The 26,565-nt window shown below is 42.1% G+C and carries 26 protein-coding genes and 1 tRNA gene; 21 read left to right on the forward strand and 6 right to left on the reverse strand.

From position 1 onward, the window contains the following. The first annotated feature begins 142 nt into the window (after positions 1-142). From OSCI_RS26965 to OSCI_RS26970, 3 genes are all read left to right on the forward strand, one after another. Complete coding sequence (locus tag OSCI_RS26965; protein WP_007358412.1) at positions 143-388, forward strand: hypothetical protein; 246 nt, start codon at positions 143-145, stop codon at positions 386-388. Further along, positions 345-488 carry a hypothetical protein gene (locus OSCI_RS30480; protein ID WP_007358413.1) on the forward strand — a complete coding sequence of 48 codons (144 nt, stop codon included), beginning with the start codon at positions 345-347 and terminating at the stop codon, positions 486-488. Before OSCI_RS26965 ends, OSCI_RS30480 begins: the two co-directional genes overlap by 44 nt. 246 nt (positions 489-734) lie before the next feature. Further along, positions 735-2,417, forward strand: coding sequence for an NAD(P)H-quinone oxidoreductase subunit 4 (locus tag OSCI_RS26970; protein ID WP_007358414.1), 1,683 nt, complete (start codon positions 735-737; stop codon positions 2,415-2,417). 134 nt (positions 2,418-2,551) lie between these two features. Here OSCI_RS26970 and OSCI_RS31795 read toward each other — a convergent pair whose 3' ends face one another. Then, positions 2,552-3,412 (reverse strand): hypothetical protein, encoded by an 861-nt coding sequence (locus OSCI_RS31795; RefSeq protein ID WP_007358415.1) that lies wholly within the window; start codon positions 3,410-3,412, stop codon positions 2,552-2,554. Continuing rightward, complete coding sequence (locus OSCI_RS26975) at positions 3,327-5,231, reverse strand: dynamin family protein (RefSeq protein ID WP_007358416.1); 1,905 nt, start codon at positions 5,229-5,231, stop codon at positions 3,327-3,329. The genes OSCI_RS31795 and OSCI_RS26975 overlap by 86 nt, the downstream gene beginning before the upstream one ends. An 83-nt stretch (positions 5,232-5,314) precedes the next feature. Here OSCI_RS26975 and OSCI_RS26980 point away from each other — a divergent pair, with 83 nt between their 5' ends. The 8 genes from OSCI_RS26980 (at position 5,315) to alr (ending at position 10,790) form a co-directional block, all read left to right on the forward strand. Next, a complete protein-coding gene (locus OSCI_RS26980) occupies positions 5,315-6,607 on the forward strand; it encodes a hypothetical protein (RefSeq protein WP_007358417.1) in 1,293 nt (430 codons plus the stop codon). Between the two features lie 63 nt (positions 6,608-6,670). Further along, positions 6,671-7,135, forward strand: a complete 465-nt coding sequence (locus OSCI_RS26985; RefSeq protein ID WP_007358418.1) for a hypothetical protein — start codon at positions 6,671-6,673, stop codon at positions 7,133-7,135. Between the two features lie 9 nt (positions 7,136-7,144). Then, entirely contained in the window at positions 7,145-7,525 is a 381-nt protein-coding gene (locus tag OSCI_RS26990) for a hypothetical protein (protein ID WP_007358419.1), read from the forward strand. Between the two features lie 28 nt (positions 7,526-7,553). After that, positions 7,554-7,964, forward strand: coding sequence for a hypothetical protein (locus tag OSCI_RS26995; protein WP_007358420.1), 411 nt, complete (start codon positions 7,554-7,556; stop codon positions 7,962-7,964). A gap of 25 nt (positions 7,965-7,989) precedes the next feature. Then, positions 7,990-8,160, forward strand: a complete 171-nt coding sequence (locus tag OSCI_RS32570) for a DUF6883 domain-containing protein (RefSeq protein ID WP_420705299.1) — start codon at positions 7,990-7,992, stop codon at positions 8,158-8,160. Continuing rightward, complete coding sequence (locus OSCI_RS27000) at positions 8,160-8,435, forward strand: hypothetical protein (RefSeq protein ID WP_007358421.1); 276 nt, start codon at positions 8,160-8,162, stop codon at positions 8,433-8,435. The genes OSCI_RS32570 and OSCI_RS27000 overlap by 1 nt, the downstream gene beginning before the upstream one ends. A 122-nt stretch (positions 8,436-8,557) precedes the next feature. Further along, positions 8,558-9,403, forward strand: a complete 846-nt coding sequence (locus OSCI_RS27005) for a Uma2 family endonuclease (RefSeq protein ID WP_007358422.1) — start codon at positions 8,558-8,560, stop codon at positions 9,401-9,403. Positions 9,404-9,563: 160 nt separating this feature from the next. Further along, positions 9,564-10,790, forward strand: coding sequence for an alanine racemase (gene alr / locus OSCI_RS27010; protein WP_007358423.1), 1,227 nt, complete (start codon positions 9,564-9,566; stop codon positions 10,788-10,790). 388 nt (positions 10,791-11,178) lie between these two features. On the opposite strand, the gene OSCI_RS27015 is transcribed toward alr, so the two are convergent. From OSCI_RS27015 to OSCI_RS27025, 3 genes are read right to left on the reverse strand one after another with little or no spacing between them, the layout of a single operon-like run. Next, on the reverse strand, positions 11,179-11,625 hold the full coding sequence (locus OSCI_RS27015) for an NADAR family protein (protein WP_007358424.1): 447 nt from the start codon (positions 11,623-11,625) through the stop codon (positions 11,179-11,181). 19 nt (positions 11,626-11,644) lie between these two features. Beyond that, entirely contained in the window at positions 11,645-13,480 is a 1,836-nt protein-coding gene (locus OSCI_RS27020) for a glycosyltransferase family 39 protein (RefSeq protein ID WP_007358425.1), read from the reverse strand. Positions 13,481-13,516: 36 nt separating this feature from the next. After that, on the reverse strand, positions 13,517-14,230 hold the full coding sequence (locus OSCI_RS27025) for a hypothetical protein (protein ID WP_026103612.1): 714 nt from the start codon (positions 14,228-14,230) through the stop codon (positions 13,517-13,519). Positions 14,231-14,350: 120 nt separating this feature from the next. Between OSCI_RS27025 and OSCI_RS27030 the strand changes: the two genes are divergently transcribed. The 10 genes from OSCI_RS27030 (at position 14,351) to OSCI_RS27075 (ending at position 24,334) form a co-directional block, all read left to right on the forward strand. After that, positions 14,351-15,427, forward strand: coding sequence for a mandelate racemase/muconate lactonizing enzyme family protein (locus OSCI_RS27030; RefSeq protein ID WP_007358427.1), 1,077 nt, complete (start codon positions 14,351-14,353; stop codon positions 15,425-15,427). Positions 15,428-15,460: 33 nt separating this feature from the next. Beyond that, positions 15,461-16,273, forward strand: a complete 813-nt coding sequence (locus tag OSCI_RS27035) for a Uma2 family endonuclease (RefSeq protein ID WP_007358428.1) — start codon at positions 15,461-15,463, stop codon at positions 16,271-16,273. A gap of 94 nt (positions 16,274-16,367) precedes the next feature. Next, complete coding sequence (locus tag OSCI_RS27040) at positions 16,368-17,426, forward strand: DUF1611 domain-containing protein (protein WP_007358429.1); 1,059 nt, start codon at positions 16,368-16,370, stop codon at positions 17,424-17,426. A 38-nt stretch (positions 17,427-17,464) separates the two neighbouring features. Next, complete coding sequence (locus OSCI_RS27045; RefSeq protein WP_007358430.1) at positions 17,465-17,935, forward strand: GNAT family N-acetyltransferase; 471 nt, start codon at positions 17,465-17,467, stop codon at positions 17,933-17,935. Between the two features lie 129 nt (positions 17,936-18,064). Further along, entirely contained in the window at positions 18,065-18,943 is an 879-nt protein-coding gene (gene glyQ / locus OSCI_RS27050) for a glycine--tRNA ligase subunit alpha (RefSeq protein ID WP_007358431.1), read from the forward strand. A gap of 49 nt (positions 18,944-18,992) precedes the next feature. After that, on the forward strand, positions 18,993-19,823 hold the full coding sequence (locus tag OSCI_RS27055) for a Uma2 family endonuclease (RefSeq protein WP_007358432.1): 831 nt from the start codon (positions 18,993-18,995) through the stop codon (positions 19,821-19,823). Positions 19,824-19,968: 145 nt separating this feature from the next. Further along, the gene (locus tag OSCI_RS27060) at positions 19,969-20,463 is read left to right on the forward strand and encodes a DUF4079 domain-containing protein (RefSeq protein ID WP_007358433.1); all 495 of its coding nucleotides are present in this window, start codon (positions 19,969-19,971) and stop codon (positions 20,461-20,463) included. Between the two features lie 220 nt (positions 20,464-20,683). Further along, positions 20,684-23,149 (forward strand): ComEC/Rec2 family competence protein, encoded by a 2,466-nt coding sequence (locus OSCI_RS27065; RefSeq protein ID WP_007358434.1) that lies wholly within the window; start codon positions 20,684-20,686, stop codon positions 23,147-23,149. A 144-nt stretch (positions 23,150-23,293) separates the two neighbouring features. Further along, a tRNA-Ser gene (locus tag OSCI_RS27070) sits at positions 23,294-23,378 on the forward strand. 299 nt (positions 23,379-23,677) lie between these two features. Then, positions 23,678-24,334, forward strand: a complete 657-nt coding sequence (locus OSCI_RS27075; RefSeq protein ID WP_007358435.1) for a Uma2 family endonuclease — start codon at positions 23,678-23,680, stop codon at positions 24,332-24,334. 440 nt (positions 24,335-24,774) lie between these two features. Here OSCI_RS27075 and OSCI_RS27085 read toward each other — a convergent pair whose 3' ends face one another. After that, positions 24,775-26,430, reverse strand: coding sequence for an ABC1 kinase family protein (locus tag OSCI_RS27085; RefSeq protein ID WP_007358436.1), 1,656 nt, complete (start codon positions 26,428-26,430; stop codon positions 24,775-24,777). Between the last annotated feature and the right edge of the window lie 135 nt (positions 26,431-26,565).

The following is a 26,565-nucleotide window of genomic DNA, read 5'->3' on the forward strand; positions in this document are numbered from 1 at the left end:
TTACCAATTACCAATCCCTTTAAGTGTCAGCGATTCCTCACAGAAAAGTTAAAAAATGTATTATAAACTACAGAATATTATCAAATTCATAGATATTAGAGTAAAATTTAACAAAGAAGCAATATTTAAGATGGGGTCATTTATGAATATAAATACAGATACAGACTGGGAAGAAGCATTTGAGTATCGAGCAGGCTTAACAGTGGAATTGAAATCCCAGCCAGGGATTCTGCATACGATCGCTTACTATGAAGTGATGATGGTACCGCCGATCTGGTTAGAAAACGATCCTCTTCCCCGGTATGCTCACGAACTGCGAGTTGTGTTGCAGCCAAAAGTATCTAATGTTTGCCGAATTTCAGAGTGTCGGATTTTACTCGCCTCCTAAATTTACTGATAGAGAAAAAAAGAGCGATCGCACTTTAGCGATCGTGGCAGTGCAGTTGTTACAGTTAGCGATCGCACTGTTTGCAGACAAAGCCGCCTAAAAGTAAGGCTTCTAATGCACGACTTACGCACCTAACCAAAGAAACCGGGTTTTTTGACGAAAATACTTCGTTTTTACCCACAGATGCTCTAAAAAACCCGGTTTCTGGAGCCCTGAGCGTAAGTCCTATAATGTTTTGCCTTCTGCAATCAGCCCTGTTTTGCAAAAAAAAGAAACATTTATAAAAAATTGTTACAAATATTCGTATAATAACCTCATCCACAGCTAAGTATTTTTTCTCATTGCCATGATCGAGGCTCAATTTCCCTGGCTGACAACAATTATCCTACTTCCCCTCCTTGCTGCTGCCGTTATCCCTCTGCTACCCGATAAAGATGGTAAGCAAGTGCGGTGGTATGCCTTGGGAGTAGCAGTTGCCGACTTTGTTCTCATGTCCTATGTTTTTTGGAAACATTACGACCCCAATCTCAATACATTTCAACTCGTAGAAACCTACTCTTGGATACCTCAGTTAGGTCTATCCTGGTCAGTTTCAGTAGATGGGCTCTCATTCCCGCTGGTACTTCTAGCTGGATTAGTGACAACACTCTCGATTTTTGCAGCGTGGGAAGTCGATCGCAAACCCCGGCTGTTCTATTTCCTAATGTTATTGATGTACGCAGCGCAGATTGGGGTCTTCGTTGCCCAGGATGTACTGCTGCTATTCATCATGTGGGAACTAGAACTGATTCCCGTCTACCTCCTGATCTCGATTTGGGGCGGTAAAAACCGTCAGTACGCTGCTACAAAATTTTTGATATACACCGCTGCTGCATCTATATTTATTCTCGTAGCTGGCCTAGCAATGGCATTCTACGGCGGTGGTAACATCACCTTCGATATCGTCGAACTAGGTCTGAAAAATTATCCCCTTGGTTTAGAATTGGTGCTTTACGCCGGATTGCTAATTGCCTTTGGCGTTAAACTGGCGATTTTCCCCCTCCACACCTGGCTACCTGATGCTCACGGTGAAGCTTCTTCTCCCGTATCGATGATTTTGGCAGGCGTACTGCTGAAAATGGGCGGATACGGACTGATTCGCTTAAATTTACAACTTCTACCAGATGCTCATGTTTATTTTGCACCGATTCTAGCAATGCTAGGCGTGATCAATATTATCTATGGCGCGTTTAACTCCTTTGCCCAAGACAATATGAAGCGCCGCCTAGCCTACTCGTCAGTCTCTCACATGGGATTCGTGTTGTTAGGTATTGCATCCTTCACTGACTTGGGAATCAATGGCGCACTATTGCAAATGCTTTCTCACGGTTTAATCGCCTCCGTGTTGTTCTTCCTAGCAGGCGTAACTTATGACCGTACCCATACAATGGCATTAGCAGAAATGGGCGATCTTGGTAAAGTGATGCCTAAAGTATTTGCCTTGTTTACCATAGGTGTGATGGCATCTGTAGCTCTTCCCGGTATGAGTGGTTTTGCTAGCGAACTCTCTGTTTTTGTTGGCGTTGCTACCAGCGATATGTATAGCACAACTTTCCGAGGTGTCACCGTATTTTTAGCTGCTGTAGGACTGATTCTAACGCCGATTTATTTGCTATCAATGTTACGGCAGTTATTCTATTCTGGTGTTGCGCCTACCTGTGACCTTGATGGTAATTTGAAAGATACGGGAGAACTGGAAGCGGCTTGTTTTGGTAATAGTTGCGTCTTGCCTGGGGATGCCGTTTTTAGCGATGCTAGACCTCGCGAAGTGTTTATCGCTGCGTGTTTCTTGATACCAATTATCGGTATCGGTTTCTATCCTAAAATGGCTACACAGGTTTACGATGTAACGACTGTAGCGGTGAATGCTGAAGTCCGCCAATCGTATATCCAAATTGCTCAACAGAATCCTCGGATATATGCCAAGAGTATCTTGGCTCCTAAAATCGCAGAGTCTAAGGCAGGCTCGGTTGCAGGGATATTTAAGTAATAGTAAATCTGGCTTAAAGATCCTTGATTTCTTAGTCCGCCCTTTACTGCGTTCTGCAAGTAAACTAGGGCGGACTTTGTTTTACTTTACTAATCTCCTTGAGTGGATCGTATCTTTGTTAACTATTAGGTAATTTAATTGAATATTGTTTCCATTTGATTTCGGATATCTTCGAGTTCGCGACGTTTATCAGTAAGTAAAACTTTTTCAGATTCGCATTGTTTTTGAGTTTGTTGATCGCGTCTTTGCTGCTGTTCTAATAAATTTTCGCACAGCGAGATAGCTTTTGACATAACATCACTATTAGCCTCAACGCGCTCATCAAATACTGCAATAATTCTTTCTTGTATCTTATCAAGAATAGACTGTGAAGATGCGTCGAACTTCTGAAACCCTAAGTTACAGATTTTTTGCTTAATCTGAAAGTGAATTCCATCAACATCTAGCAATCCCGCCCCAAAAGAGCCAGTCGCAGCCGCCGCTAACCCAGCCAAAATCAGTGTAATCATACCAACTCCTGTAAATGCCAACAATCCAGCAACCACCGCCCCACCAAGGCCTAAACCACCAATAAAACCTCCAGCACCTCCAGTATCTGAGTTGATTGATGAAGCGATACCTAATCCATCTGTGCCAATTCCACCCAGACTCCCTAAGTTAGGTAAGTTATTGAATTGAGTAACAAGGCTCGTGCTAAATCGCTGGTCAAAAACGCGAAAATCTTGACGAATTGCTTCGAGATCCTCGTTAATTTGGGCATCTAAAACTCCCATATTTTTTTTCACGATTGGCCAGAGTTTTTGATCAGCCCAATCATCTATTTCTTTGGTAATAGCTACTACAAATTGATTACCGTAATCTTTAGCTAATTTGTCTTTACTCCAAATGTGCGAATGTTCAGAAGTCCAGTTAGCACTTTGTGAAATAATCCGTTTTTCCAATCCTTCCACCCATTGATTCCAAGACTCCAGAGTTTCTTCTAAAGATTGATCCATCAATATTTCCCGCTAAAAGTTTGATTTTCACATCGCGACCGCTAACTTCTGCCATTTGTTCAAATATTTTCGGATTATCTTCTTGAGAAATCGTCAATTTACCTTCTAATATTTTCTGCCCTTGATTCAATTCCTCGCAGCTAGTTTCAAGGATTTGTTTAATTCCGGCGGCTAATTGTTGAACTGCGATCGCGCCTCGTTCAACTGTTAAAAACTTTTCGAGAGATTTGGTAAAATCCTGAAAAGATTTTACATACTCATTTTCTGTCCCATATAAAATAGCATCAAGTTCTGTCCCAGATAAAATAGCATCAAGGGCTGATTGAGCCGAAATAAAATGAATCCGGTTTTCACCAGCAATTACATTTTGACTTTGAACAATTGTTTCTACCCTTTGTCTTACTTGCTTTCGACTTTCTTCTCGACGTAGCAAATCCGCAAAATTAACTACAACAAAAATACTTTTTGCTGGTTCATTATCATTGCCGGGATTTAACTCTTTTTTCAAATACAAAAGTAGTTCCCGCTCTTTTTCTGTCAAAGCATTTTGAGCGTGAGTTAAAAAAATCACTGCATCAGTTGTTTTGAGAACCTGTTGGGTAACTAATGTGCGTTCGGCTTGTTCATTTAATCCGGGAGAATCAATAATTTCTACACCATTGGTACACAATTCAAGATTCGGATGCTCAAAAACGATTTCTTGAAGTTCTGAACTAGCAATTTCATCCCCAACCGAACCTAAAGCCGCTTCCTCAGAAATTGAAGCTTTATCTTTATATTGCTGCGGTGAAATTTCTTCCTCTCGTCCATTTTTATATTTACAGATCACTCGCTGCTTTGAGCCGTATTTCAAAACCGTTACCGTACCACTACAGGGAATATCTCGGACTGGTTGAATTTCCTCACCCAACAAAGCATTAAGTAAAGTGGATTTGCCTTTGCTAAATTCACCAACAACAGCAACACGAAAACGTTGAGATTGCAATTTGCGAGAAATTTTTGTTGTCTCTTCAGTTAAATTAGCTGATATAATGTTGCGATCGCTGCCATCTCGTAGAGTTGAAAATAGTTTGCCACAAACCTTGTCTAGTTGTTGCCTAGACTCCTGAAACTTTTTCAATTCTTGATATGAGGAAACTGAATGCTTTTGATTATTTTGATGTTTTGGTTCTGGTGCTTGTTCAACAATTCGCGCTGAATTAGCTTGAGTATTTTGCTGTTTCTGTTTGCCTGGTAAATGTTGGATAATATGAGTAGCAGCACGGACAAATAAAGCATCCAAAGATTGAAACTGGGCTGGATCGAGTAACGAGTTTATTTCTGCTAAAGCTGCTGCCTCGTTTACTGCTTGATTACTAAAACTTGCTTCTAAAACAGTCAAAAATCGCCCATCAACTCCGAGGCGGTTGCCAATAATTTTTAAATATTCTTTTTCACGATTGTCGATTCTACCGTCTGCGGCTGACATTTGATATGCAAAGCTAATTAGCAACAGTTTTTCTGCCTCAGAAAAACACCTTGTCAGTCCTAGCGATTCTTCAACTTTTGTGTAAATTTGCTGCTCTTGCACGCCCTTAACGATTAGCTTTGCAAATTGTTGCAAACTGTTATTAGCGGGGATAAGTTCTGTTAAAGTTTTATCTAGTCGCTGCGTTTCTTCAGTGCTAACCGTACCGTCGGCATGGATGACTCCCAGCAACACCATGATCAACGCCACCAGGAAGAGAATAGGGGGACTGAGATCCTCTTTACGGAGTTTTTGCCCTGTGAGGCGTGAAACCAGCTCAATTGTTTGGGAACTAATTAGCAAAGTATTCATTTGCAGCGCCTAATGAAATTTTTTTTATTCAATGTATCATAATAGATCAGTTATGCTGTGAGATGCTACGAGGGTAAAAATTTATGATGAATTTTGTATTTCCCGCAGCGATACAGGCTGGGATAGAGGCTGGCAAATACGTACAAGCATTTAGCTCTGCTGGAGTACCTATTGGCATGGCGAGAGATGCAGTGACGGGACAGTGGGCTGGTCATGCCATTGGCGCGGTCGTCAACAACAGCCCGCTATCACCGTTTGTGTCGCCGTTGCAGCTTGCTATGGGCGGCTTGCAGATGCACCAAACGCACAAAGGCTTTCAAGCTATGCAGATGGGCTTTCAAGCTGTCCAAGATAGTTTGGGCGTATTGCAAGCGACTACAGCAATCATTGGTGTAGGAACTGTGGCTGGGGTAGCCTTATCAGCGGTGAATTTGCACCAGACATTGAAACTTAAAAAAGCAGTTGAGAGGCTGGAAGTTAAAGTAGAAAACGGTTTTATCAATTTAGAACAACTTTTAAAAGGTCAAGGGACGGAAATTAAGCAGTTAATTTCCCAGATGGTTCAAGAGATGAAATTTGAGAATCATCGTTTAATTTTAGTTCGAGCTTATGGATTATTTAATCAAGCAATTCAACGAATGCAGTCCGCATTACAATTGCAAGATATTAATCGCCGCAATGCTGAAATTGATGCAGCGCGAGGGATGTTATTTGAAGCTTTAGCAGATTACAGAAATCCGCATTTATTACAAGAAACTTGTGCAGCAGGACAGTTGCGACGGTTCGAGTGCAGTTGGGCAATTGAACAGAGTATTATTGGGACTTATCAGGTACAAAATGAGTTGGCGGCGGCGAGCGATCGCATTTCTCAGCTTCAACAACAAATCCGTCAAGATGGCTTAACAGTAATTGCTGGCTGCGACTGTGACGACGAATTAGATTTCCTGTTTCCTGAAATCACGCGGATTCACAATCACGATTTAGCCGCATTAGACACTTGGGGAAATCATATTGAATGGATAAAGTCTTTGCCACCAAGTGAATTAAAACAGTTACAAAGTGCTGATTTGAGTAAATCCAACTTAGCTGTTATTGGAGAGAAGAATTCATCCACAACAGCTTTAGCTATAACGGATGAACAGTTATTTTATGAAAATTTGAAACCTAAGTCTCATTTTTATTCTCTTCGCACTCAACTCGAATTAATGCTGGCTCCGCAGCAGCGTCAAGAGTACGAAGATTATATTATTGAGCAAGGGAACATAGCGGGTCATAAAAGTTTAGTATCGTCGAATTTGGAAAAAACGTCTGATTTGGCTGTAGCTAATCTCTTTTACTATTTCAAAGTTCGAGATGAGTCAGAAGAGGAACTATAATTAGATTTCAAGGGAAGTCCAACTGCTACTCTTGGTCAAGACTAATGTTGACTGAAGTAAGTTGTGGTAAAATCTAATATAATAGAATCTCAAACCCACACCAAACCTTTAGCGAATGATAGAGTGTCTAATGGCCTGAATCAAAATCAAATAGATGAATCAGAAAAAACTTTTTCACCTCAAGAAAAAGCCGTTGCTAATTTATTGGCTAGTAAAGGTAAAACAGTTAAATCTTTGCTAGAAACCAATCAAGGACGCACTGCGGATGCTGAAGTCGATAGCATTCCTACTGAGTTTAAAAGCCTCGTTATGGGCGCTACGAATAGCACAGTTAAGAATCAAATTAATAGCTCTATTCGGCGTGGTGGGCAAGCTCGGCATATAATTATTGATGCTAGGGGTTCTGGTTTAACAGAAGCCGAAGCTAATTTAGGTTTACAACGCGCTAAAAATATTAGTAGAGGTAAACTTGATAGTGTCCGCATTCTTGGTGATGGTTTCGATCTAATTTCTACGGACTTTCAATAGGAGTTGTTTATGTCTAAAACAATTGACATTTTTGTTGATTATCCTGGTCAAATTGAACATTTGGTCAAAGAGTTAGAACTCTTACTATCTCATTCACTTACTCATAAATATGATAATTATGAGTCATGGTATGAGTTTCAAAATCAAACAATTGTTGTAACTTTGAGTAACCATGATTTTGAGGACGATCGCGACTTAAGATTTTCTGATTATCCATATCAAATATCAATTCGAGCTATTAATATTCCAGCCGAAATGGAACGACAAAAAGTATGCGAAGATTTTACAAAGATGATTTGGCAACAGCTAAAAACGCAGAAATATCATCTAATCTTAGTAGAAGACTTACAGATAAAATTGGATAGTTTTGTTCCTTTAGTTACTACTTAACGTTAGAACGGAAAAATAGGAGAAAATTATGCAAATTAGCGAACCAATGATTAGATACCATCTGCATGATATTTTACTAAGTTGGTTTAATAGCAACGACTTACCCCCTGATGATATTACTGGTTATTACAAATATGTCTTAGAAATGCAAAAAGGTGCGGTTAAACATGGCGATATGGATGTTCTCAAATTAGCATTTGAGTATATCCTTTCCCAACCGGAATTTGACTGTACTAGATTAAATGAAAGCGACTATCCTTATGAGAATGAAGAAATCAGAGAAATAATTTTTTATGCTTGGCAAACTCTCTGGCCTAATGATACAAACGTTTTTATCAAAGAGCCTATAGATATTGAGTTAGTAACGATACCAATTCAGGAATGGTGGGGGAGTCGGTTCCAAGAAACAACTAAATCCGATCGCTCAGTCTCAGTTTGATCGATTACTAATTAAGCTACCATTTATACCAGCAACATTAGACAAAAATAGTGAATATGGTATAAGATTTGAGGTAAAGGTTCCTATTCAAGGCCCTAATGGTCGGCGCGGTATTTTACTTACTAAATGGCAAATGGAACAAGGTCAATCACGCCTAATTACTAATTGGTTAAAAGTCAATAAAGGAGATAACTAATGAAAGCGCAAATTGACGATGAAATCAAAACTTTAACTGATATTGCATCAACTTGGGACGATCGAGTTTTTCCTAAAGGAATTACTGGTGTAATAGTTGAATGTTATCAAACTCCAGAAGAAGGTTATGCGGTTGATTTGGCAATTCCCGATCCCACTTTAGTCGGAGAATTTGATTATGAAAACATTATTTTAAAATCGGAACAATTTGAGGTAATTACATCAGCTAATCCTGAGAAAAAAGGACTAATAGAAGGTTGGTTACTTGCTAACTAAATGGAAGCGTTGTATTAAGACGGACAAGGTATTAGTTTAGATGGATATATCGCCTTGGCTCATTTTATACTAAACTAAAAGTGTTTTATCCTTCATCTAAGCTGCAATACTTGAGAGGTAACATGACCCAGGCAGCCGAAAAAACTTTCCTTCCCCCTCCTTTCCCCGACCACACTCAACTGCCAGAGGAAGACGGCACTTTTGTGAAAAATTTTCAGGAGCATCCCCAAAGCATTATTTTGACTGATTCTATCGGCCCCCTGTTGCAGAAGCTTCATCCCGATGGGCAGTATGCTATTGGTCAAGACTGTGGCATTTACTGGCGAGAAACTGACCCCCTGGAAAAGGGCGCAGAAGCTCCAGACTGGTTTTATGTCCCTAATGTGCCACCACTGTTAGATGGTCAAATTCGCCGCTCTTATGTGCTGTGGCGGGAGTTTCTAGCACCGACGATCGCGTTAGAGTTCGCATCAGGAGATGGTTCCGAAGAGCGAGACACAACGCCGCTATCCTACTCAGAAGTGGGTGAAGTGCAAAGACCTGGCAAGTTTTGGGTTTATGAGCGGATCATGCGGATTCCGTATTATGGCATCTATGAGATCCGTAGTGGCAAGCTGGAAGTGTACAACCTGATTAATGGGTTTTATCAGCAGTTGGTTCCCAACTCGCGCGGCCATTATGCGATCGCGCCCATTAACTTAGAGTTAGGACTGTGGCAAGGTAGCTATCAAAATCAGACAATGCTATGGTTGCGGTGGTGGGACAGCGAGGGTAATTTGCTGCTGACAGGTGCAGAAAGAGCTGCTGTCGAACAGGAACGAGCTGCTGTGGCAGAGGAGGCTTTGAGTGCAGAAGCGCGATCGCGACGGGCTGCTATCCCTCGGTTATTAGCAATGGGATTGAATACAGAGCAAGTAGCAGAAGCGCTAAGTTTATCAGTAGAGGAAGTTAGCCAGTATTCATTGTAAGGGCCCAGAAACCGGGTTTTTTACGAAAATACTTCGTTAGAACATCGCAGATTTGGTAAAAAACCCGGTTTCTTTGGTCATTGTCTTATTCAGCTATCCCGATTAATCTTTATGCCTATAGTCTTGTTAATGGTCTAAGTTTAAGTAGGAGTAAATCGCAATGTTAAGTAGGGAAGAAAACCCGATCGCAACATCGACACAAGCAAACCCCCAGACGATGCGATGGGATGCCTACGGTGGACTTTGCCAACGAGCTTGGGTAGAAATTGATTTAGCCGCTTTAGCCCACAACGTGCGCCAGCTTAAGCTTTCATTATCCCCCAAAACGGCTCTGATGACTGTGGTCAAGGCAGATGCTTACGGTCACGGTGCGGTGACGGTTGCTCAAACGGCTTTAGAGGCGGGTGCTAGTTGGCTGGGAGTGGCGACGATTCCAGAAGGGATAGAATTGCGCGATCGCGGCATCAACGCACCAATTTTGATTTTAGGGGCAACTCACACGCCGGAACAAGTAGAAGCGATCGCACATTGGCAATTACAACCTACCATCTGCACTCCCAAGCAAGCCCTAGTTTTTTCAGAAGTGCTCGGCACTCTTAACAAATCTTTGTCCGTTCACGTCAAACTGGATACAGGAATGTCACGGTTAGGATCTCCTTGGCAACAAGCTGCTGAGTTTGTACAATTAGTGGCGCGATCGCCAAATTTAGAATTAGCCAGCATCTATTCTCACCTAGCTACGGCTGATAGTCCAGACTTCACAGTAATGAAACAACAGCAGCAGCGATTTGAAGGTGCGATCGCCAACTGCGAAATACAGAACTCAGAACTATTCCTAAATCCAAAATCTAGCCCTCGTTTGCACTTAGCAAATTCAGCCGCCGCCTTAGCTGACAAGAGCTTACACTATGACATGGTGCGAGTCGGTTTAGCTACTTACGGCTTATATCCAGCACCACATTTGCAGTCAGTTATTGATTTAAAGCCTGTAATGCAAGTAAAAGCAAAAGTAACGCAAGTCAAAACAATTGCAGCGGGAACTGGTGTTAGCTACGGCTATAAATTTATAGCTGATCGTGAAATGCGCTTAGCAGTAATTGGCATTGGCTACGCTGATGGAATCCCCCGCAATTTATCAAATAAAATGAAGGTTTTAGTCAGGGGTCAATGGGTGTCGCAAGTGGGAGCGATTACAATGGATCAAATCATGCTAGATGTAACTTCTATTCCCGATTTAGAAGTTGGCGAAGTCGTGACGCTGTTAGGTAAGGATGGGGAAAATAAAATTTCTGCTGATGATTGGGCCGCAGAATTAGGTACAATTTCCTGGGAAATTCTCTGTAGTTTTAAACACCGTCTTCCTCGTATAGCTGTTGATAATGGTTAATTGTTAGTTGTTAGTTGTTAGTTGTTGGTTGTTGGTTGTTATACCAATTCTCCAAATTATTCAGGACTTACGCATCCAACCAAAGAAACCGGGTTTTTTACGAAAATACTTCGTTATGACCCCCAGATTCTCTCAAAAACCCGGTTTCTGGAGCCATGAGTGTAAGTCCTAATGGCTAATGGCTAATGGCTAATGGCTAATGGCTAATTGCTAATTGCTAATTGCTAATGGAAAAATTTTCTCTAATGGCTAATTGGTAATGGCTAATGGCTAATGGCTAATAGCTAATTACCCATCTCCCCTATCTTCCCCATCTTCCCCGCTCCCCCGCTCTCCCTCTTTCCCTAGCCCCTAGCCCCTTCTTCTATAATTGGTAATAGGTCTTATATTACTCTATCCGCTGCCGTAATATCTCCCTTACTTCCATTAAAATTAGCCCTAATTTATTCTTGCCGCTGCCATCTTTGCCACAACCCCAATAATAATCTATTGGTGAATTTTCGACAATTTCCTCATCACCTGTAGATAGCAAAACTTCGCGGATATTCGCATGAGTCTCAAATTTACACAGCACCGCCTTTCGCATAATATCATCTTTCACCTCTTCCCAATCTTGGCGAAGGGGACGTTTGCGCTCCCGCCCCATTTTCGCCGCATCCTTCGGTGTTTTCACCTGTCGAATTTGCTCAACATGAGGCGTACCTACAAACTTTTGAGCTTGAAAATAATGTTCGCTAGTTAGCCAATATACTCCTTCTAACTCAAATCCGTGAGCAGAAAAGTTAGAGAAACATCCGTAGGGTTCTTCGCGAGTGCTATAAAAGTAGATAGTCATAATATCTCCAATTTTCCAATTATAAACAGTGATACAATCGGTATTTGTAGCCAGCTATTTTAGGCTGAGATTGGGAATCAACTACACAATTTTGCCCTTTTTCATCCACCGAAGCAGTAAAATTTATTGTCCACAAATCCAAAGGTTTTGGCATTTGAGCTAACGTTTTATGCAGTGCATCCGTCGCTGTTTGAGAATCACCCTCTTTTTTTGCTAGCAGAAATTGAGGATAATTAAATTGAGAATTTGTACTCAGGGATGAACTAGATAAACGTTTAAACTCCCACGCTATCCCCATCATAGCTCTTGTTTCCGAGTGGCTTTTGCGAACCATTGCAATTAAAACGGGAACCTTTGGCGATGCTTCTTGTATTTTAACAATTTGCGTAACTAAAATGTCTGGGCGTTTCGATTTTTGAAAACCCAAATTTGCCACAACTGTCATGCTACCAAGCAAACCCATTAATAAGATAATTGTTACTGCTTTTTGTCCTCCTATTTTTAACACTAGAATTGGCAATTTAAAAACATTACTAAATTTATTGTTTGTTTCTAAATACCGCTCTTCCCAATAGATAGCTAGACTGACTGCAAACAAAATGATAACCGCAGGAAAGTAGACAAATTGATAACGAGCCGCTAGAGTTAAATCGGCACCCAAAATGTAAGTTATCCCTAAAAAGATGGAGATTGCAGCTAAGATAAACCCGCATAAAACTTGAGCAATCGAGCTGTTATCTGATTGATTTAATTTAATTTTGACACCTTGAATCAAAATTGGTAACGCAAAAAACATGAAAATCAATAATATCAAACCAGAGATAAGGATCGCCGATAAAGAGACTCCTTCCACTGGCAATAATGCCAGCATTGTCACCATCCACGCTAAAATTCTTGGTGCTGGTTCTAGCAGTTCAATCAGGTTTTTTCCCTCATAAATCCAGCGAGTCATTTCACTATCAGAAGCAGTCTCCAATGCGGGAACCCAAACCAAGCATCCCACCAATGTACCCGCAGCCACAGCATAAATTCGGAATAGAGAACTGGGAATTAGTAATTGAGGCTTAAGCGTTAAATTGTGAGTCGAAGCTAAATCTAATTTTTCCTGGCGATATGTCCTATTTTTAATCAAAATAACAGCTATTAAACTTAAACCTTCAGCAGCAACAACAAGAATAAAAAAGTAATGGGTGGCAATTCCTAAACAGTTAACTCCTACCCACGATAATCCTACCCAAATCGGCAATACAGTTCGCTCATTAATTGTTCTAGTTGCTATTGCTAAACAGCCCAAAGAAGCGATAATTAATAAAACTGGTAAAGTGTAGTGACGAGCTTCTTGAGCGATAAATATCCCGTAGGGAGAAACTGCCATCATTGCTGCTGCCATTTGAGCTATTAAGCGAGAGCGAAAAGCCACAAACCCAAAGCAAAAGATAGCTGGAATTGAGGCGACACCAAGAATTGCAGGAAGCGCTCTAGCGGCCCACAAAGAAACTAAACCCGCGTCGTTAGAAAATAGTTTCATCCACCAATGAGCCAATACAAAATAAACTGGAGGATGAGTGCTTTCTGTCATCAAATTGTGGATAACTGAGGTGATATTAGCTTCGGGATTTAGTTGTAATGGCTGCAATAGCGCATCAAGTGCGATCGCACTATCTAACGGTATCGTCTGCAAACTATTTCCCAAACTAAAAACTATGGTTGCTATCTCAATTGTTGAAGGTGGCTTTCCTGCTAAATTAGTAAAGCGCAAAACTGTGCCAATTGCTATCCATATTAGCAGCAGTAATGAATGAAACCAAGGTTTCTCACCATTGGCAATTTTTAGTTTTGAACTTTCGACAGTCATTGTTTATACACCCTCAACAATTAGCAACAAATCATTCTACCTATCTCGATCGTCAAGTACCTTAAACCGCAGATCGATATCTTGTATGTAGGAGCCTATGTAAGCAAGCAATGCGTAGATAAAAATCAGAACTCCTACCATTTCAAAAAGTTCTTCAGTAGTGGCTATTGTCCCATATATTAAGTTGCGCTGACCAGCTACATCTGCATAGTAGCCACCAACCATCTCCATAGCAAGAGCTCCGCCAATATAAAAGCCTGCCGCCAGTATAAATAAATACCGAATTTTCAGTGGAAGATGAAGCAGAAACTTGAAATAATTGAAGGCTGTTACCAATACAAAAATAGCACCAGGAATCACCCAAACGAAGTAAAATAATCCCCCAAGATGTAGCGCTTTTCGTAAATCTGGAATAATTAACAATTCATGGAAACTCAGGCTTTCATCTAAAGCAAAAAGCACAAACATAATTGATAAAGCTTTCCAGTGGGGAGAATAGCGATCGCCCTGTTTTTTCTTCGCAGAGGCAATTACTCCCAAGAGAATTCCACAAAAAAGTAACGTAAACGACTGATACCATGAGGGATAATTTAATTCTCGGTCAAGATTAAATAAATCCATCCATCGTTCGCGATAATTAAAGCCATAGCGAAGAACTTGCACCACTAAGCCAGCCACGCCGAAGAATAGCACCCAAATGCTCAGGGAAGCGGCGATTCTCCTTGGAGAGATAGAAATCTGGAATTTCATCAAAGTTCTGGTCGATTGACAAAGCAAAGTTAAACTATAAAATAAAAAGTTAAAAATGGGAAGGGAAAGGAACTAAATTAGTCTTGGCTTGCATCTCAAAACCACCAATCCTAAATCACAATGCACATTGACATTCAAACTTTCACTGTCCATAAACGGTTTGCTCTTACCATCAGTCGGGGTACAACTGCCCAAACTACGAATTTATGGTTGAGATTGGAGCATGAAGGCATCGAAGGTTGGGGGGAAGCTTCGCCTTTTTCTATAGGCAGTTACCCTCAAACTACAGAAAATCTTGTGGCGGCATTGCAGAAAATTGCGCCGCTGCTAGAGAAATTTACCCCTTTAGAGCGTCAACAAATTGAAGACATATTTAGGGAGGTTGAGTTACCTTCAGCAGCTTGTGCAGCAATAGATATGGCACTCCATGATTGGCTGGGCAAAAAAGTAGGATTGCCGCTATGGAAACTGTGGGGAATTGACCGATCGCGTATTGTACCAACTTCAGTTACAATTGGTATTAATTCGCCCGAAGGTGCTCGGCAGAGGGTGCGAGATTGGTTTGAAAAAGATGCCAGCTATCAAAACAGTATAAAGTATCGTGCTCTCAAAGTAAAATTAGGTAGTTCTGATGGCATAGAAGCAGATAGAGCGATGTTAATGGCGGTGCTAGATGAAGCACCTAAAAACATCCAAATTAGCATAGATGCTAATGGTGGATGGAATTTAACGGATGCCATTAAAATGTGTTTTTGGTTAGAAAAGTATGGAATAAAGTATGTAGAGCAGCCACTATCACCTATGGAAAATATTAAGGATTTTTTGGAGCTTTATCGTCAGTCACCACTGCCAATTTTTGCAGATGAAAGTTGCTTTAATAGTAGGGATATGCCTCGGTTAGCTAACTGCGTACATGGCATTAATATCAAAATGATGAAAGCGGGGGGATTAACTGAAGCAATGCGGATGATACACGCGGCTAAAGCTTATGGTTTACAAGTGATGTTTGGCTGCTATTCTGATAGTGTATTGGCAAACACAGCCGCCGCACAATTATCACCTTTAGCTGACTATCTTGACTTGGATAGTCATTTTAATTTAATAGACGATCCTTTCGCTGGTGCAGTCTTAGAAAATGGATGTTTGCTGCCCAATGATTTACCAGGACTGGGTGTTTCCCGAATTGATAATATATAATAGAAATAGCAAGTCAAATCTTAGGAGGGAGAGATGTCAATTGAAGTAACTTCAAAATTCATCTCAGAAGCTGAAATATTTGAGGCATTTTGTGAAGAACACAAGCCACCGACCGATTTAATTTTTGATGACGGAGAACCCTTGGAAACGAAACGCCACCGCATTGCTATGAATGTCCTCATTCGGTCATTAGAACACGCTTGGAATGACCGCAATGACTTTTTTACTGGCGGCAATATGTTCATTTATTACAGCAGAATTCAGGTGCGAAATCGGGACTTTAGAGGCCCTGATTTTTTTGCTGTTTTAGGTGTTGATGGCACTACTTCGAGACAAGGTTGGGTAGTTTGGGATGAAGAAGGTCGTTATCCAGATGTGATTGTAGAACTAATGTCACCTTCGACTGCCAATATAGATACGGGAGTCAAAAAGGATCTTTATGAGCAAGTTTTCAGGACTCCTGATTATTTTGTGTTTAATCCTTTTGACCCAAATTCTCTGCAAGGGTGGCGATTAAATGGGAGCTTAAAATATCAAGAATTAGAGCGAAATCAACAGGGTTGGCTATGGTGTCAAAGGTTAGGTATGTGGTTAGGAACATGGGGGGGAACTGTTGAGCGAGAAACGACTGTTTGGTTGCGTTTTTATGATGAATCTGGCAATCTTATTTTGTTGCCAGAAGAAGCTGCTCAGCAACAAGCTGATGCTGCTCAGCAACAAGCTGATGCTGCTCGACAACAAGCTGATGCTGCTCGACAACAAGTCGAACAAGAACGCCTACGGGCCGATCGGTTAGCTGCTAAATTACGAGAATTGGGTATAGATCCCAAGGATTTAACTGAGTAAGAATGAGTGATGATGTCGCTGTCATAAACAGCGGCATCCTTGACTTACCAAAAATGTATTTAATCTAAAGAAATATCAACATCAGAGGTAAATTATGATTCCTAAAGATCCTACTTATAAAATTAATAATGGTAAAGTTGCTATCCTATTACACCAGGGAATTATTGGTAAGTTTGGCAAAACTGGCTTAGCATTTTTACGCTACAGCGAAGCCTCAGTTGTGGCTGCAATTGACTCTGAATGTGCCGGACAATCTTTCTGTGAATTAACGGGAATTTCCAGAGAAGTGCCGATAGTTGCTTCGGTGTCAGAAGCTTTATCTTATTCGCCAGATATTCTGTTAATTGGGATTGCTCCTTCTGGGGGTGTTTTACCAACAGAATGGTTAGAGGAAATTAATCGAGCAATTGCTGCGGGTTTGTCAGTGGTAAATGGTTTACATACTCAGCTTGCACCACTGATTAAAATACCTTTAAAAGACGATCAATGGATTTGGGATGTGCGTCAAGAACCGCAAAAAGTAGGCGCGATCGCATCTGCTAAAGCTGCCGATCTCAATTGCCGCCGCGTATTGACAGTGGGTACGGATATGAGTGTCGGTAAAATGTCTACGAGTTTGGAACTGCATCGCACTTGCTTAAAACGTGGCTTACGTTCCAAGTTTTTAGCAACTGGACAAGCTGGTTTAATGATTGCTGGTGATGGTATTCCCTTGGATGCCGTGCGGGTGGATTTTGCGGCGGGTGCAGTTGAGCAAATGGTGGTAGAATTTGGGTGCGATCGCGACATCCTACACATCGAGGGTCAAGGTTCTCTGCTACATCCGGGCTCAACAGCTACATTGCCCCTACTACGAGGTTCTCAGCCTACTCACTTAGTGCTAGCGCATCGAGCTGGACAAACTCACATCCGCCATCATCCCCGCATACTAATTGGATCGCTATCCAAAGTTGTGGAATTATACGAGATGGTATCACAGGCGGCGGGTGCTTTTGTGGGGGCGAAAGTAAGTGCGATCGCGCTTAATACTCACCATCTGGAGGAAACTGCGGCGAGATTAGCAATAGCAGAAATTCAAGCAGAAACGGGATTACCCTGTACAGATCCCGTGCGATTTGGGGCCGATGTATTGTTAGGCGCGATCGCAGACTAGAATATAATTAATCACCACTCATAATCACTTACCCAAGCGTGAATAAAAGTTCTTTCTCCTTACCAGCAGAGTGCATTATTCGCGCCGCCTCTGCTAAAGATATATGGTCAATTCGGAAATTAGTGCTGAGTGCAAAACTCGACCCAACTCAGTTGCGCTGGCAGCAATTTTGGGCGATCGAATGCGAGGGGAATTTGGTAGCTTGCGGACAGTTACGCAACTTTTCCGGGGTACAAGAATTAGGCAGTTTAGTAGTAGCTAAAAGTTGGCGCAGTCGCGGGTTAGGAACTTATTTGACAACATATTTGATTCAACAAGCAACTCAACCGCTTTATTTAGAATGTTTGGGAAAGCGACTAGAAAATTTTTACGTTCGATTTGGTTTTGTACCGATTTCCTGGGAAGAAGTACCACAGTCTCTAAAATTCAAGTTTGGTGTTTCCCAATTAGCAAAAAATTTATTGAGAGTACCTGTAGTAATTATGCAGTATCGAGGGCTTCCAGAATGAGTCAAATCCTAACTATCGCGCCACAGTATCAAATTGCTTCTATAAAGACAACTATATTGTACTTTATATTATAACTGACTTAAACTGTGCTTAAATAAATTTATCAACTTATTAACTATCTTCAAACCAGTGAACTTCCAATCAGTCATTGCCACTTTACATAAATTCTGGAGCGATCGCGGCTGCTTAATCGCGCAACCCTACGACATCGAAAAAGGCGCAGGAACCATGAGCCCTCACACCTTTTTAAGAGCCATTGGCCCCGAACCTTGGTCAGTCGCCTATGTCGAACCCTGTCGTCGGCCCACAGATGGACGCTATGGCGAAAATCCCAATCGTTTCCAACATTACTATCAATATCAAGTCATAATTAAGCCATCTCCTAATAACATTCAGGAAGTCTATCTAGACTCCCTTAGAGCATTAGGAATCCGCCCCGAAGACCACGACATCCGCTTTGTTGAAGATAACTGGGAATCTCCGACATTAGGCGCTTGGGGTGTAGGTTGGGAAGTCTGGTTAGATGGCATGGAAATCACCCAATTTACATACTTTCAACAGTGCGGTAGCATTGACTGTCGCCCCGTTTCAATTGAGATTACCTATGGGTTAGAACGGCTCTCTATGTATCTGCAAGAAGTTAATGCTATTACAGATATTCAATGGACAGATAGCGTAACTTATGGCGACGTTCACCTTCAGGGAGAAGTCGAACACTGTACCTATAACTTTGAAGCATCGAACCCGGAATTGCTGTTTACTCTGTTTGGTCTTTACGAGCAAGAAGCAGAACAATTAACGCAGAAAGGGTTAGTTTTACCCAGCCTAGATTACGTGCTAAAATGTTCTCATACTTTCAATTTACTTGATGCCAGAGGCGTGATTGCCGTCACGGAGCGCACCCGCTATATCGGTAAAATTCGCAATTTGGCACGGCGCGTGGCTCAGCTTTATTTAGAACAGCGAGAAAAACTAGGTTTTCCCCTGGATAAACTAGCAAAAGTCTAAGCGCTATGCTGTTAACAAAATCCACAATAGTTGCAATAATTGTAAGAGCATGACTGAAACATTAACTGACATAGGTCTGCCTACCCAATTTCCAGATCATACTCAATTGCCGGAGTCTGACGGTACTTTTGTGAAAAACTTTCAAGAGCATCCCCAGAGCATAATTCTCACTGATTCTATCGGCCCTATTTTGCAGCGGCGACATCCCGATGGTAATTACTGCATTGGACAAGATTCTGGCATTTATTGGCGACAAACTGAACCGCCAGAACAAGGTGCAGAAGCACCTGACTGGTTCTATGTACCGAACGTTTCTGCCCGTCCCGAAAAAGGAAAATATCGCCGTTCTTATGTGTTGTGGCGAGAACACTTAGCACCTTTAATTGCTTTGGAATTTGCCAGCGGTAATGGAGAGGAAGAACGCGATGCAACTCCGCTTTTGATGAGTGATGAAGGGGAGGTGCAAAAACCTGGTAAGTTTTGGGTTTACGAGCAGATAATTCGCATTCCCTACTATGGCATCTATGAAATGAAGAATGATAAATTAGAGGTTTATCATCTCGTAGATTTTTCCTATCAAAAGCTAGAGCCAAATGCACGGGGTCACTATCCTATTTCTCCTTTAGAAGTGGAGTTGGGACTCTGGCAGGGAAGTTATCAGAATCAAACTCAAATTTGGCTGCGCTGGTGGGATAGTGAGGGGAATTTGTTACTAATTGGTGACGAAAGAGCCGAACTTGAAAAATATCGGGGAGAACAGGAACGTTTGCGAGCGGAAGAGGAACGTTTGCGAGCGGAAAAGGCGGAGCAAAAAGCAGCGCGACTGGCAGAGCGATTGCGAGCAATGGGTATCGATCCTGATGCAGAAGATGTTGATTAAAATAAACCATAGGACTTACCTATCAACAACGTAACGCCGCCCTCTGGTCGGTAAGAATACCATCCAGAGGCCGACTTTACAAAAGTCCTAAACTGCTTGAACTAATAGACCATTAGCTGTAAAATATTCCCGAACAGCTAAATTAGTGAGTGTCGAGCAAATCGTGAATCTGAGTGAACTTTTAGAACCGATAGCCAGCCAGTTCCGCAGTCTAGGAATTCCTGAACCCGTTACCCATTGGGGACATCCTCTCATGATGGGTATCGTTGTTTTTGTTATGGGTAGTTATGTCGGATTTTCGGGATGGCGAGGAAGATTGGTTGCTGATAAAGATGTGGCGATTAAAAGCCGTTCCGATCACCGCAAACTTGCACCTTGGATGTTTTTGTTCATGGCTTTAGGCTATACTGGCGGTTTGCTTTCGCTGGTGATGCAGCATCAGCCAGTAATGGAAAGCCCCCATTTTTGGACGGGTTCAGTTGTGCTGATTTTACTAGCTATTAATGCCGTGATTTCTTTAACAAATTTCGGCGGAAATCAAGTAACTCTCCGTGCTGTTCATGCTTATTTAGGAACTACGGCGCTTGCTCTTATGTTAGTCCATGCAGCATTTGGTTTAAATCTCGGTTTGTCTATTTAGTTTGTTAATTGTTAGTTGTTGGTTGTTAGTTGTTGGTTGCCGAGTTCAACTAACCACTAACAATTACCAATTACCAAAGAAGGGGCTAGGGGCTAGGGGCTAGAGACTAGGGAAAGAGGAAGAGAGGAAGAGAGGGGGAGGATGGGGGAGATGGGGGAGATGGGTAATTACCAATTACCAATTACCAATTACCAATTACCAATTACCAATTACCAATTAGATGAATCAAACAGTCGGTGTTATTATATGTTTAGCCTACATCTTGGGGTTACTGTTTACAGCAATTCCCTGGGGTGGCTTCTTGATGCTAGCTTGGGGCTTAGCGGCAACTTTCGCTGTGCCTAAATTATTGCGAAATTATTATCAAAATTCAAGCAAAAAACAAAAAACTAAAGGCAAAACAGATAATCCGCCCTCATTATTAATCTTTCCTAAATGGCTGTGGTTGATAGCAGGAATTGTCGGATTTCTAGCTAGCATTTATTTACAAGTGCGATCGCCACAACCTGCAACCGACGACATCAGTAATTTAATTCCTGCTAATGGTAGCGCTGAAGAGGTAGTCGTTACTATTCGCGGTACAGTTGCCAGCACCCCCCGCCTGACTCGCTCCGGGCGATCGCAATTCTGGCTAGAAACCACTCAAGTCAGCGAAATCAACGGTAGCAAAGGAGCCGCAGAGGTAAATCGCCCCGCCAGCGGCCAACTCTACGTTACAGTGCCTTTGCTTCAGACAACAGGCGTTTACCCTGGAGATGCGATCGAAGTCACGGGAGCTCTATACAAACCCCAACCGCCATCGAATCCGGGAGCTTTTGATTTTCGAGCATATTTAGCAAGAGAAGGGGCTTTTGCGGGCCTTAAAGGGCGACAAACGATCGCGATCGCACAAACCCAAAGTAAGTGGGGATGGTGGGCTTTACGGCAGCGAATCGTGCGATCGCAGCTACTCCATCTAGGCGTACCCGAAGGCCCTCTAGTCAGCGCGATCGCCCTCGGCAAACAAGCAGTAGATTTAGCTTACGACATCCGCGACTATTTCGTACAAGTTGGGTTAGCCCACGCGATCGCCGCCTCTGGTACTCAAGTCTCTATGGTTTTGGCTTTGGTACTGAGTTTAACCAGGCGTTTTTCCAAACAAATACAATTTAGTTGTGGTGTTGGCGCTTTACTTTTGTTAGTGGGATTAACAGGCTTAGAACCTTCAGTAAGTCGTGCTGCTTTAATGGGTTTTGGAACTTTATTAGCCTTGGTAATTCAAAGGCAAGTAAAACCCATCGGTTTGTTATTATTAGCTGCTACAATTTTACTATTAATCAATCCGCTCTGGATTTGGGATTTAGGCTTTCAACTAAGTTTTTTAGCAACCTTGGGATTATTAGTTACTGCTCCGGCAATCATGAAATGGTTGGATTGGCTACCGCCTGCTATCGCTTCTATAATTGCCGTTCCTATCGCCTGCTCAATTTGGGTATTACCCCTACAACTTTATATTTTTAATGTTGTATCACCTTACAGCATTTTAGTCAATATTATTGCCGCTCCTTTGCTGTGGATAGTTAGTATTGGCGGCATGATTAGCGCTTTAGCCGCATTAATTTGGCCGCCAGCCGGAAGTGCTTTAGCTTCATTGCTGCACTATCCAGCTAAAGGGTTAATTGAGGTTGCTCAATATTTCTCCCAATTACCCGGAAACTCGGTAGCAGTAGGCACTCTGTCAGAATTACAGTTGATAGCACTCTATGGAATAATAGGCTTAGTTTGGTTTTTTGGAAGCAGGAAAGAAGCAGAAAAGAAGCAGGAAAAAGGAAGAAGGAAGAAGAGAAGAGGAAAGAAGGAAGAAGAAGAGAAAATCTCCCCCGCTCCCCCGCTCCCCCGCTCCCCCGCTCCCCTGCTTCTACCTTTGGCTATCCTGGCGGCTATTGGGATAGTAATTCTTCCTACTTGGCAAACTCAGGCATCTCTATTTCAAGCAACAGTGTTAGCGACATCTGGAGAACCTGTTTTAGTGATTCAAGATCGGGGACAAGTCACCCTAATTAACAGCGGTGATGAAAATACAGTAAGATTTACATTGCTGCCATTTTTGCAGCAACAAGGTATTAATCAAGTTAATTTCGCGATCGCAGCTAATTCCCATTTAGGTTTGAGCAGCGGTTGGTCAAAATTAATCGAACGTTTGCCGATTAAAACATTTTATGATAATCCAGCTCCCCAAGAAACTTATTACACAACTAATCAGCCATTTCTGAGTGCTATACAAAATCGTCAAGGAGTTTACTTACCTTTACAAATTAATCATAAAATTAACATCGGTTCCGCAGAATTGCAGTTACTCAATGCTGAAGCACCCGTGATAGAATTAGTAATTAATGGACAAACGTGGTTATTAGTAGGAGACATCGAGGCCGAACCTCAAAAAAGATTAGTTGCAACCGGAAACTTAAAGCCAGCTCAAGTGCTTTGGTGGTCGGGAGAAACGCTGACTGCTGAGTTATTGCAGGCGATAAAACCGCAAGTTGCGATCGCATCCGCCAATTCCCTCGATTCAGACGCAGCAACACGGTTACACCAAGCTAATACCAAAATATTCTGGACAGGACGAGATGGTGCTCTCGTTTGGACACCAGCACAGGGTTTTAAGACTACCTTGGACTCTGACGGCGCAGACGCATCCTTACTTTGAGCAAGGGATTAGGAAGTTAACTTAAGTCTGTCCAGACCAGGATTAATCCCGTTTTTCCCAGAATATTTACAAAAAGATTTGCAAATTGCCTGCAATAGGGGTATAATAGTTTACGATATTATAAATTAAGAGTTCAAAAGCCTTGGAGAGGTGGCAGAGCGGTTGAATGCGGTAGACTCGAAATCTACTTTAGGGCGACCTAACGTGGGTTCAAATCCCACCCTCTCCGTTCAATTCAAACTAATAGTTAGAGAAGATATAACAAGTTATCTTAGGTTGTTTTGTTATATCTTATGGGGAAAATTGGTGAAGAATTGGGGAAGATTAACAATGCGATCGGCTACGTACTTGCGATCGCTATATGTTCGGGTATCAGGAGCTAGAGGGGCATCGCGATCGCAAACTATCAGCCTCAAATACTTGGCTACCTTGATAACGGTTGAGGCGCTGCCAGGTAACAAACGAGCGATCGCAAAGTTAGCAAATTATCGTTTGATGTCTCGCAACTCAAGAGTAAAGGAGAAAACCATGATTCAATCCCAAACCATAACCAAAACAATCACGTTTGATGAGTTCGTTGCTTGGTATCCAGAGAACTCTACCCACAAATACGAATTACGCAATGGAGTAATTGTTGAAATGCCTTTAGGAACTGGCGACCATTCCGACGTTACAGGTTTCCTCTCCGGTGAAATCAATTTTGAAATCAGGCGACTGCAATTGCCTTATTCCATTCCCGGTGACTGCCTACTTAAACCAGACCGCAACGAATCAGGTTATCAGCCCGATGTAATTGTCCTAGACCGAGCGCAACTCGCAAACGAACCGCGTTGGAAAAAAGAATCCATCATCACGATGGGGGCGACCGTGCGACTAGCTGTAGAGGTCGTAAGCACCAATTGGCAAGATGATTATCTGATGAAAGCGGGGGAGTACGAACTCGTTGGCATTCCCGAATACTGGATTGTTGACTATCTTGGCTTAGGTGGCAGACGGTTTATCGGCAATCCCAAACAACCCACTTTCTCAGTTTGCCAACTGGTTGATGGGGAGTATCAGGTCAAACAGTTTAGAGGTGATGACCGGATTGAATCGGCTGCATTTCCAGAATTGCAACTAACAGCAGAACAGATTTTTTGCGCCGGTTTGCCCCAAAAGGTTGATGGAGTAAAAGAGAAATCTTAAATGGGATATTTTATCAACTCAAGAACGGTGGTAAAATCAGGATTTGTGCCTATCAAAGCTCGTTGGGTTATTGAAAGGTCAAATTCTTGGGTAGAAAGATGTAAAAGTTTAGTTAAAAATTTTGAGAGAAGTCTTGAAAATGCGACAACGAAGCTCAATCTTTGTTTTGTCAGACTTATGCTAAAAAGACTAGCGATCGCAGCAAGCACATAGATCCCAAATGGGTTCTATAGTCCTTTTCTATTTTAAGAGATTTTCAGAGCTTTTCAGAAGATTGTTGATTATTCCCCCTAGGATAGGCGCTTTCTACTTACCTGAGTATCTTATCTCTCTTTCTACCTGCCATCTGCTCTAGTTTCTGTTGGTATAACTTACGAATTTCGTATGTTGTTGCCCTTTAGCAAAGACAGGGAAACAACATACAAAATACTCGGTATCAATTATCCCCTTAAACGCCCAGACCTGATCGTACTAATCATTAACCACAACCCGAAAAAACTAGCCGCTGCAAATAAAGAATTGCTGAGGAAAGATAGCTCAGGTGTCTGAGCATTAGCAGAAATAATTGCCGCTCCTACAATCAGCGAAGCCACCACAATACTAAAAGAAAGCCGATTTGCAGAATCCCCCAAAGTACGACGCAAAGGTTCAATATCTTTTAGAGTTAAATTCCACTTCAAAGTTTCCGAAGTAACTCGATCTAAAAGCACTTCCAACTGCCGGGGAGATTGCAAAGACAGACTCTTAACATCCAAGGCAGTTCTTAACAGCGCTTGCGTAGGGTCATCTCCAAATAACTGACGACGAAATAAGTCCGTCATCAATGGTTTAATCTGCTCTAACAAGTTAAGTCTGGGATCGAAAGTACGAGCTACCCCTTCCAAATTAGCTAGAGTTTTGGCATACAAACCCAAATTACTTGGCAACCTAATTTTATTGTTCCGCGAGACTTGCATCATCTCATAGAAAACTTCAGAAAAGTTGATTTGTGACAAGCTCAAATTGTAATATTTTCGTAGCATTCGAGCATAGTCATTCTCTAGCTGAGCTAAATTTGCAGGCTGAGCAGATTCCGCCATCTGCAACGTTAATTGACTGCAACGTTGAGCATCTAAATCAACAATTGCTAATAGCATTTCTGTCAAACTTCGCTGGGTGCGCGGGTCAAGGCGACCAATCATACCGCAGTCCAAAAGTGCTAATCGTCCGTCTTTGAGATAGAATAAATTACCTGGATGGGGATCGGCATGAAAGAAGCCATCGATATAAAATTGCTGAAAGAAGGCTCGGCATAAAAGAGTAGTTATTGCTTGGCGTTCAGCTTCGATATCTCCACCGTATCGAGGGCATTTTAAATCGCCCAATAGAATCGGCACGCCGTCGAGCCATTCCATCACCATCAATTTTTTTGTAGTCAACTGCCACTCAATTTTGGGCACGACAATTTGTTTACTATCAAACCAGCGACTTGTAGATAAATTGCGCCTCAGTTCGTCAGTGTAAGTAGCTTCTTGAATAAAGTCGAGTTCGGCCCTCAAGGCAGTACCAAATTCATCAGCTAAGGCGACAATATCGTACTGTTCGCCAAAGTCTGTGAGCATGACAAGTTCCGCCAAACTTGTGAGTACGGCGATATCTTGCTCAATGACGATTTCAATACCGGGGCGTTGCACTTTAAGAGCAACTTCACGACCATCTTTAAGGGTAGCGCGGTGAGTTTGAGCAATGGAACCGGCTGCGACTGCAAGGGTGTTAATTTTGGCAAAGGTATCTTCAAGAGGTTGTTTGAGTTCTTTACGGATGATGGTTTCTACTTCTGGCCAAGCTACGGGCGGCACTTCAGCTTGTAAGCTGGAAAGAGTTTCGATATATTCGGCTGGTAAAAGGTCGGGACGAGTGCTGAGTAACTGTCCCAATTTGACGTACACGGGGCCTAAATCTACGAGGATATTGCGAAGCACTGCTGGAGTTGGCAGAGTGGGTACGTCGGTTTTGCTGCCAGTTAGGAGTCGTTTCATGTAGTCCCAACCGTTGCGGAAGACGACTTCGAGGATTTCTCCTTGGCGCGAACTGTTTTGAACAAGGCTGGAAAACACGGTGCCTCCGAATTTGTCGGGTTAAGCTATATCTACAAGATAGCGTTGGCAAGCAAACTGACCAGTACCTTAAGGAATAACTACTTTGTAGAAGAAGGGGCTAGGGGTTAGGGGCTAGGGGCTAGGGAAAGAGGG

It is taken from the genome of Kamptonema sp. PCC 6506, assembly GCF_000180455.1.
GTDB lineage: Bacteria > Cyanobacteriota > Cyanobacteriia > Cyanobacteriales > Microcoleaceae > Kamptonema > Kamptonema formosum.

What these genes read in the sequence shown, in the direction of transcription:
- OSCI_RS26965 (WP_007358412.1), top strand. Translation starts at nt 143, where the DNA reads ATGAATATAAATACAGATACAGACTGGGAAGAAGCATTTGAGTATCGA.
- OSCI_RS30480 (WP_007358413.1), top strand. Translation starts at nt 345, where the DNA reads ATGTTTGCCGAATTTCAGAGTGTCGGATTTTACTCGCCTCCTAAATTT.
- OSCI_RS26970 (WP_007358414.1), top strand. Translation starts at nt 735, where the DNA reads ATGATCGAGGCTCAATTTCCCTGGCTGACAACAATTATCCTACTTCCC.
- OSCI_RS31795 (WP_007358415.1), bottom strand. Translation starts at nt 3,412, where the DNA reads ATGGATCAATCTTTAGAAGAAACTCTGGAGTCTTGGAATCAATGGGTG.
- OSCI_RS26975 (WP_007358416.1), bottom strand. Translation starts at nt 5,231, where the DNA reads ATGAATACTTTGCTAATTAGTTCCCAAACAATTGAGCTGGTTTCACGC.
- OSCI_RS26980 (WP_007358417.1), top strand. Translation starts at nt 5,315, where the DNA reads ATGATGAATTTTGTATTTCCCGCAGCGATACAGGCTGGGATAGAGGCT.
- OSCI_RS26990 (WP_007358419.1), top strand. Translation starts at nt 7,145, where the DNA reads ATGTCTAAAACAATTGACATTTTTGTTGATTATCCTGGTCAAATTGAA.
- OSCI_RS26995 (WP_007358420.1), top strand. Translation starts at nt 7,554, where the DNA reads ATGCAAATTAGCGAACCAATGATTAGATACCATCTGCATGATATTTTA.
- OSCI_RS27000 (WP_007358421.1), top strand. Translation starts at nt 8,160, where the DNA reads ATGAAAGCGCAAATTGACGATGAAATCAAAACTTTAACTGATATTGCA.
- OSCI_RS27005 (WP_007358422.1), top strand. Translation starts at nt 8,558, where the DNA reads ATGACCCAGGCAGCCGAAAAAACTTTCCTTCCCCCTCCTTTCCCCGAC.
- alr (WP_007358423.1), top strand. Translation starts at nt 9,564, where the DNA reads ATGTTAAGTAGGGAAGAAAACCCGATCGCAACATCGACACAAGCAAAC.
- OSCI_RS27015 (WP_007358424.1), bottom strand. Translation starts at nt 11,625, where the DNA reads ATGACTATCTACTTTTATAGCACTCGCGAAGAACCCTACGGATGTTTC.
- OSCI_RS27020 (WP_007358425.1), bottom strand. Translation starts at nt 13,480, where the DNA reads ATGACTGTCGAAAGTTCAAAACTAAAAATTGCCAATGGTGAGAAACCT.
- OSCI_RS27025 (WP_026103612.1), bottom strand. Translation starts at nt 14,230, where the DNA reads ATGAAATTCCAGATTTCTATCTCTCCAAGGAGAATCGCCGCTTCCCTG.
- OSCI_RS27030 (WP_007358427.1), top strand. Translation starts at nt 14,351, where the DNA reads ATGCACATTGACATTCAAACTTTCACTGTCCATAAACGGTTTGCTCTT.
- OSCI_RS27035 (WP_007358428.1), top strand. Translation starts at nt 15,461, where the DNA reads ATGTCAATTGAAGTAACTTCAAAATTCATCTCAGAAGCTGAAATATTT.
- OSCI_RS27040 (WP_007358429.1), top strand. Translation starts at nt 16,368, where the DNA reads ATGATTCCTAAAGATCCTACTTATAAAATTAATAATGGTAAAGTTGCT.
- OSCI_RS27055 (WP_007358432.1), top strand. Translation starts at nt 18,993, where the DNA reads ATGACTGAAACATTAACTGACATAGGTCTGCCTACCCAATTTCCAGAT.
- OSCI_RS27065 (WP_007358434.1), top strand. Translation starts at nt 20,684, where the DNA reads ATGAATCAAACAGTCGGTGTTATTATATGTTTAGCCTACATCTTGGGG.
- OSCI_RS27075 (WP_007358435.1), top strand. Translation starts at nt 23,678, where the DNA reads ATGATTCAATCCCAAACCATAACCAAAACAATCACGTTTGATGAGTTC.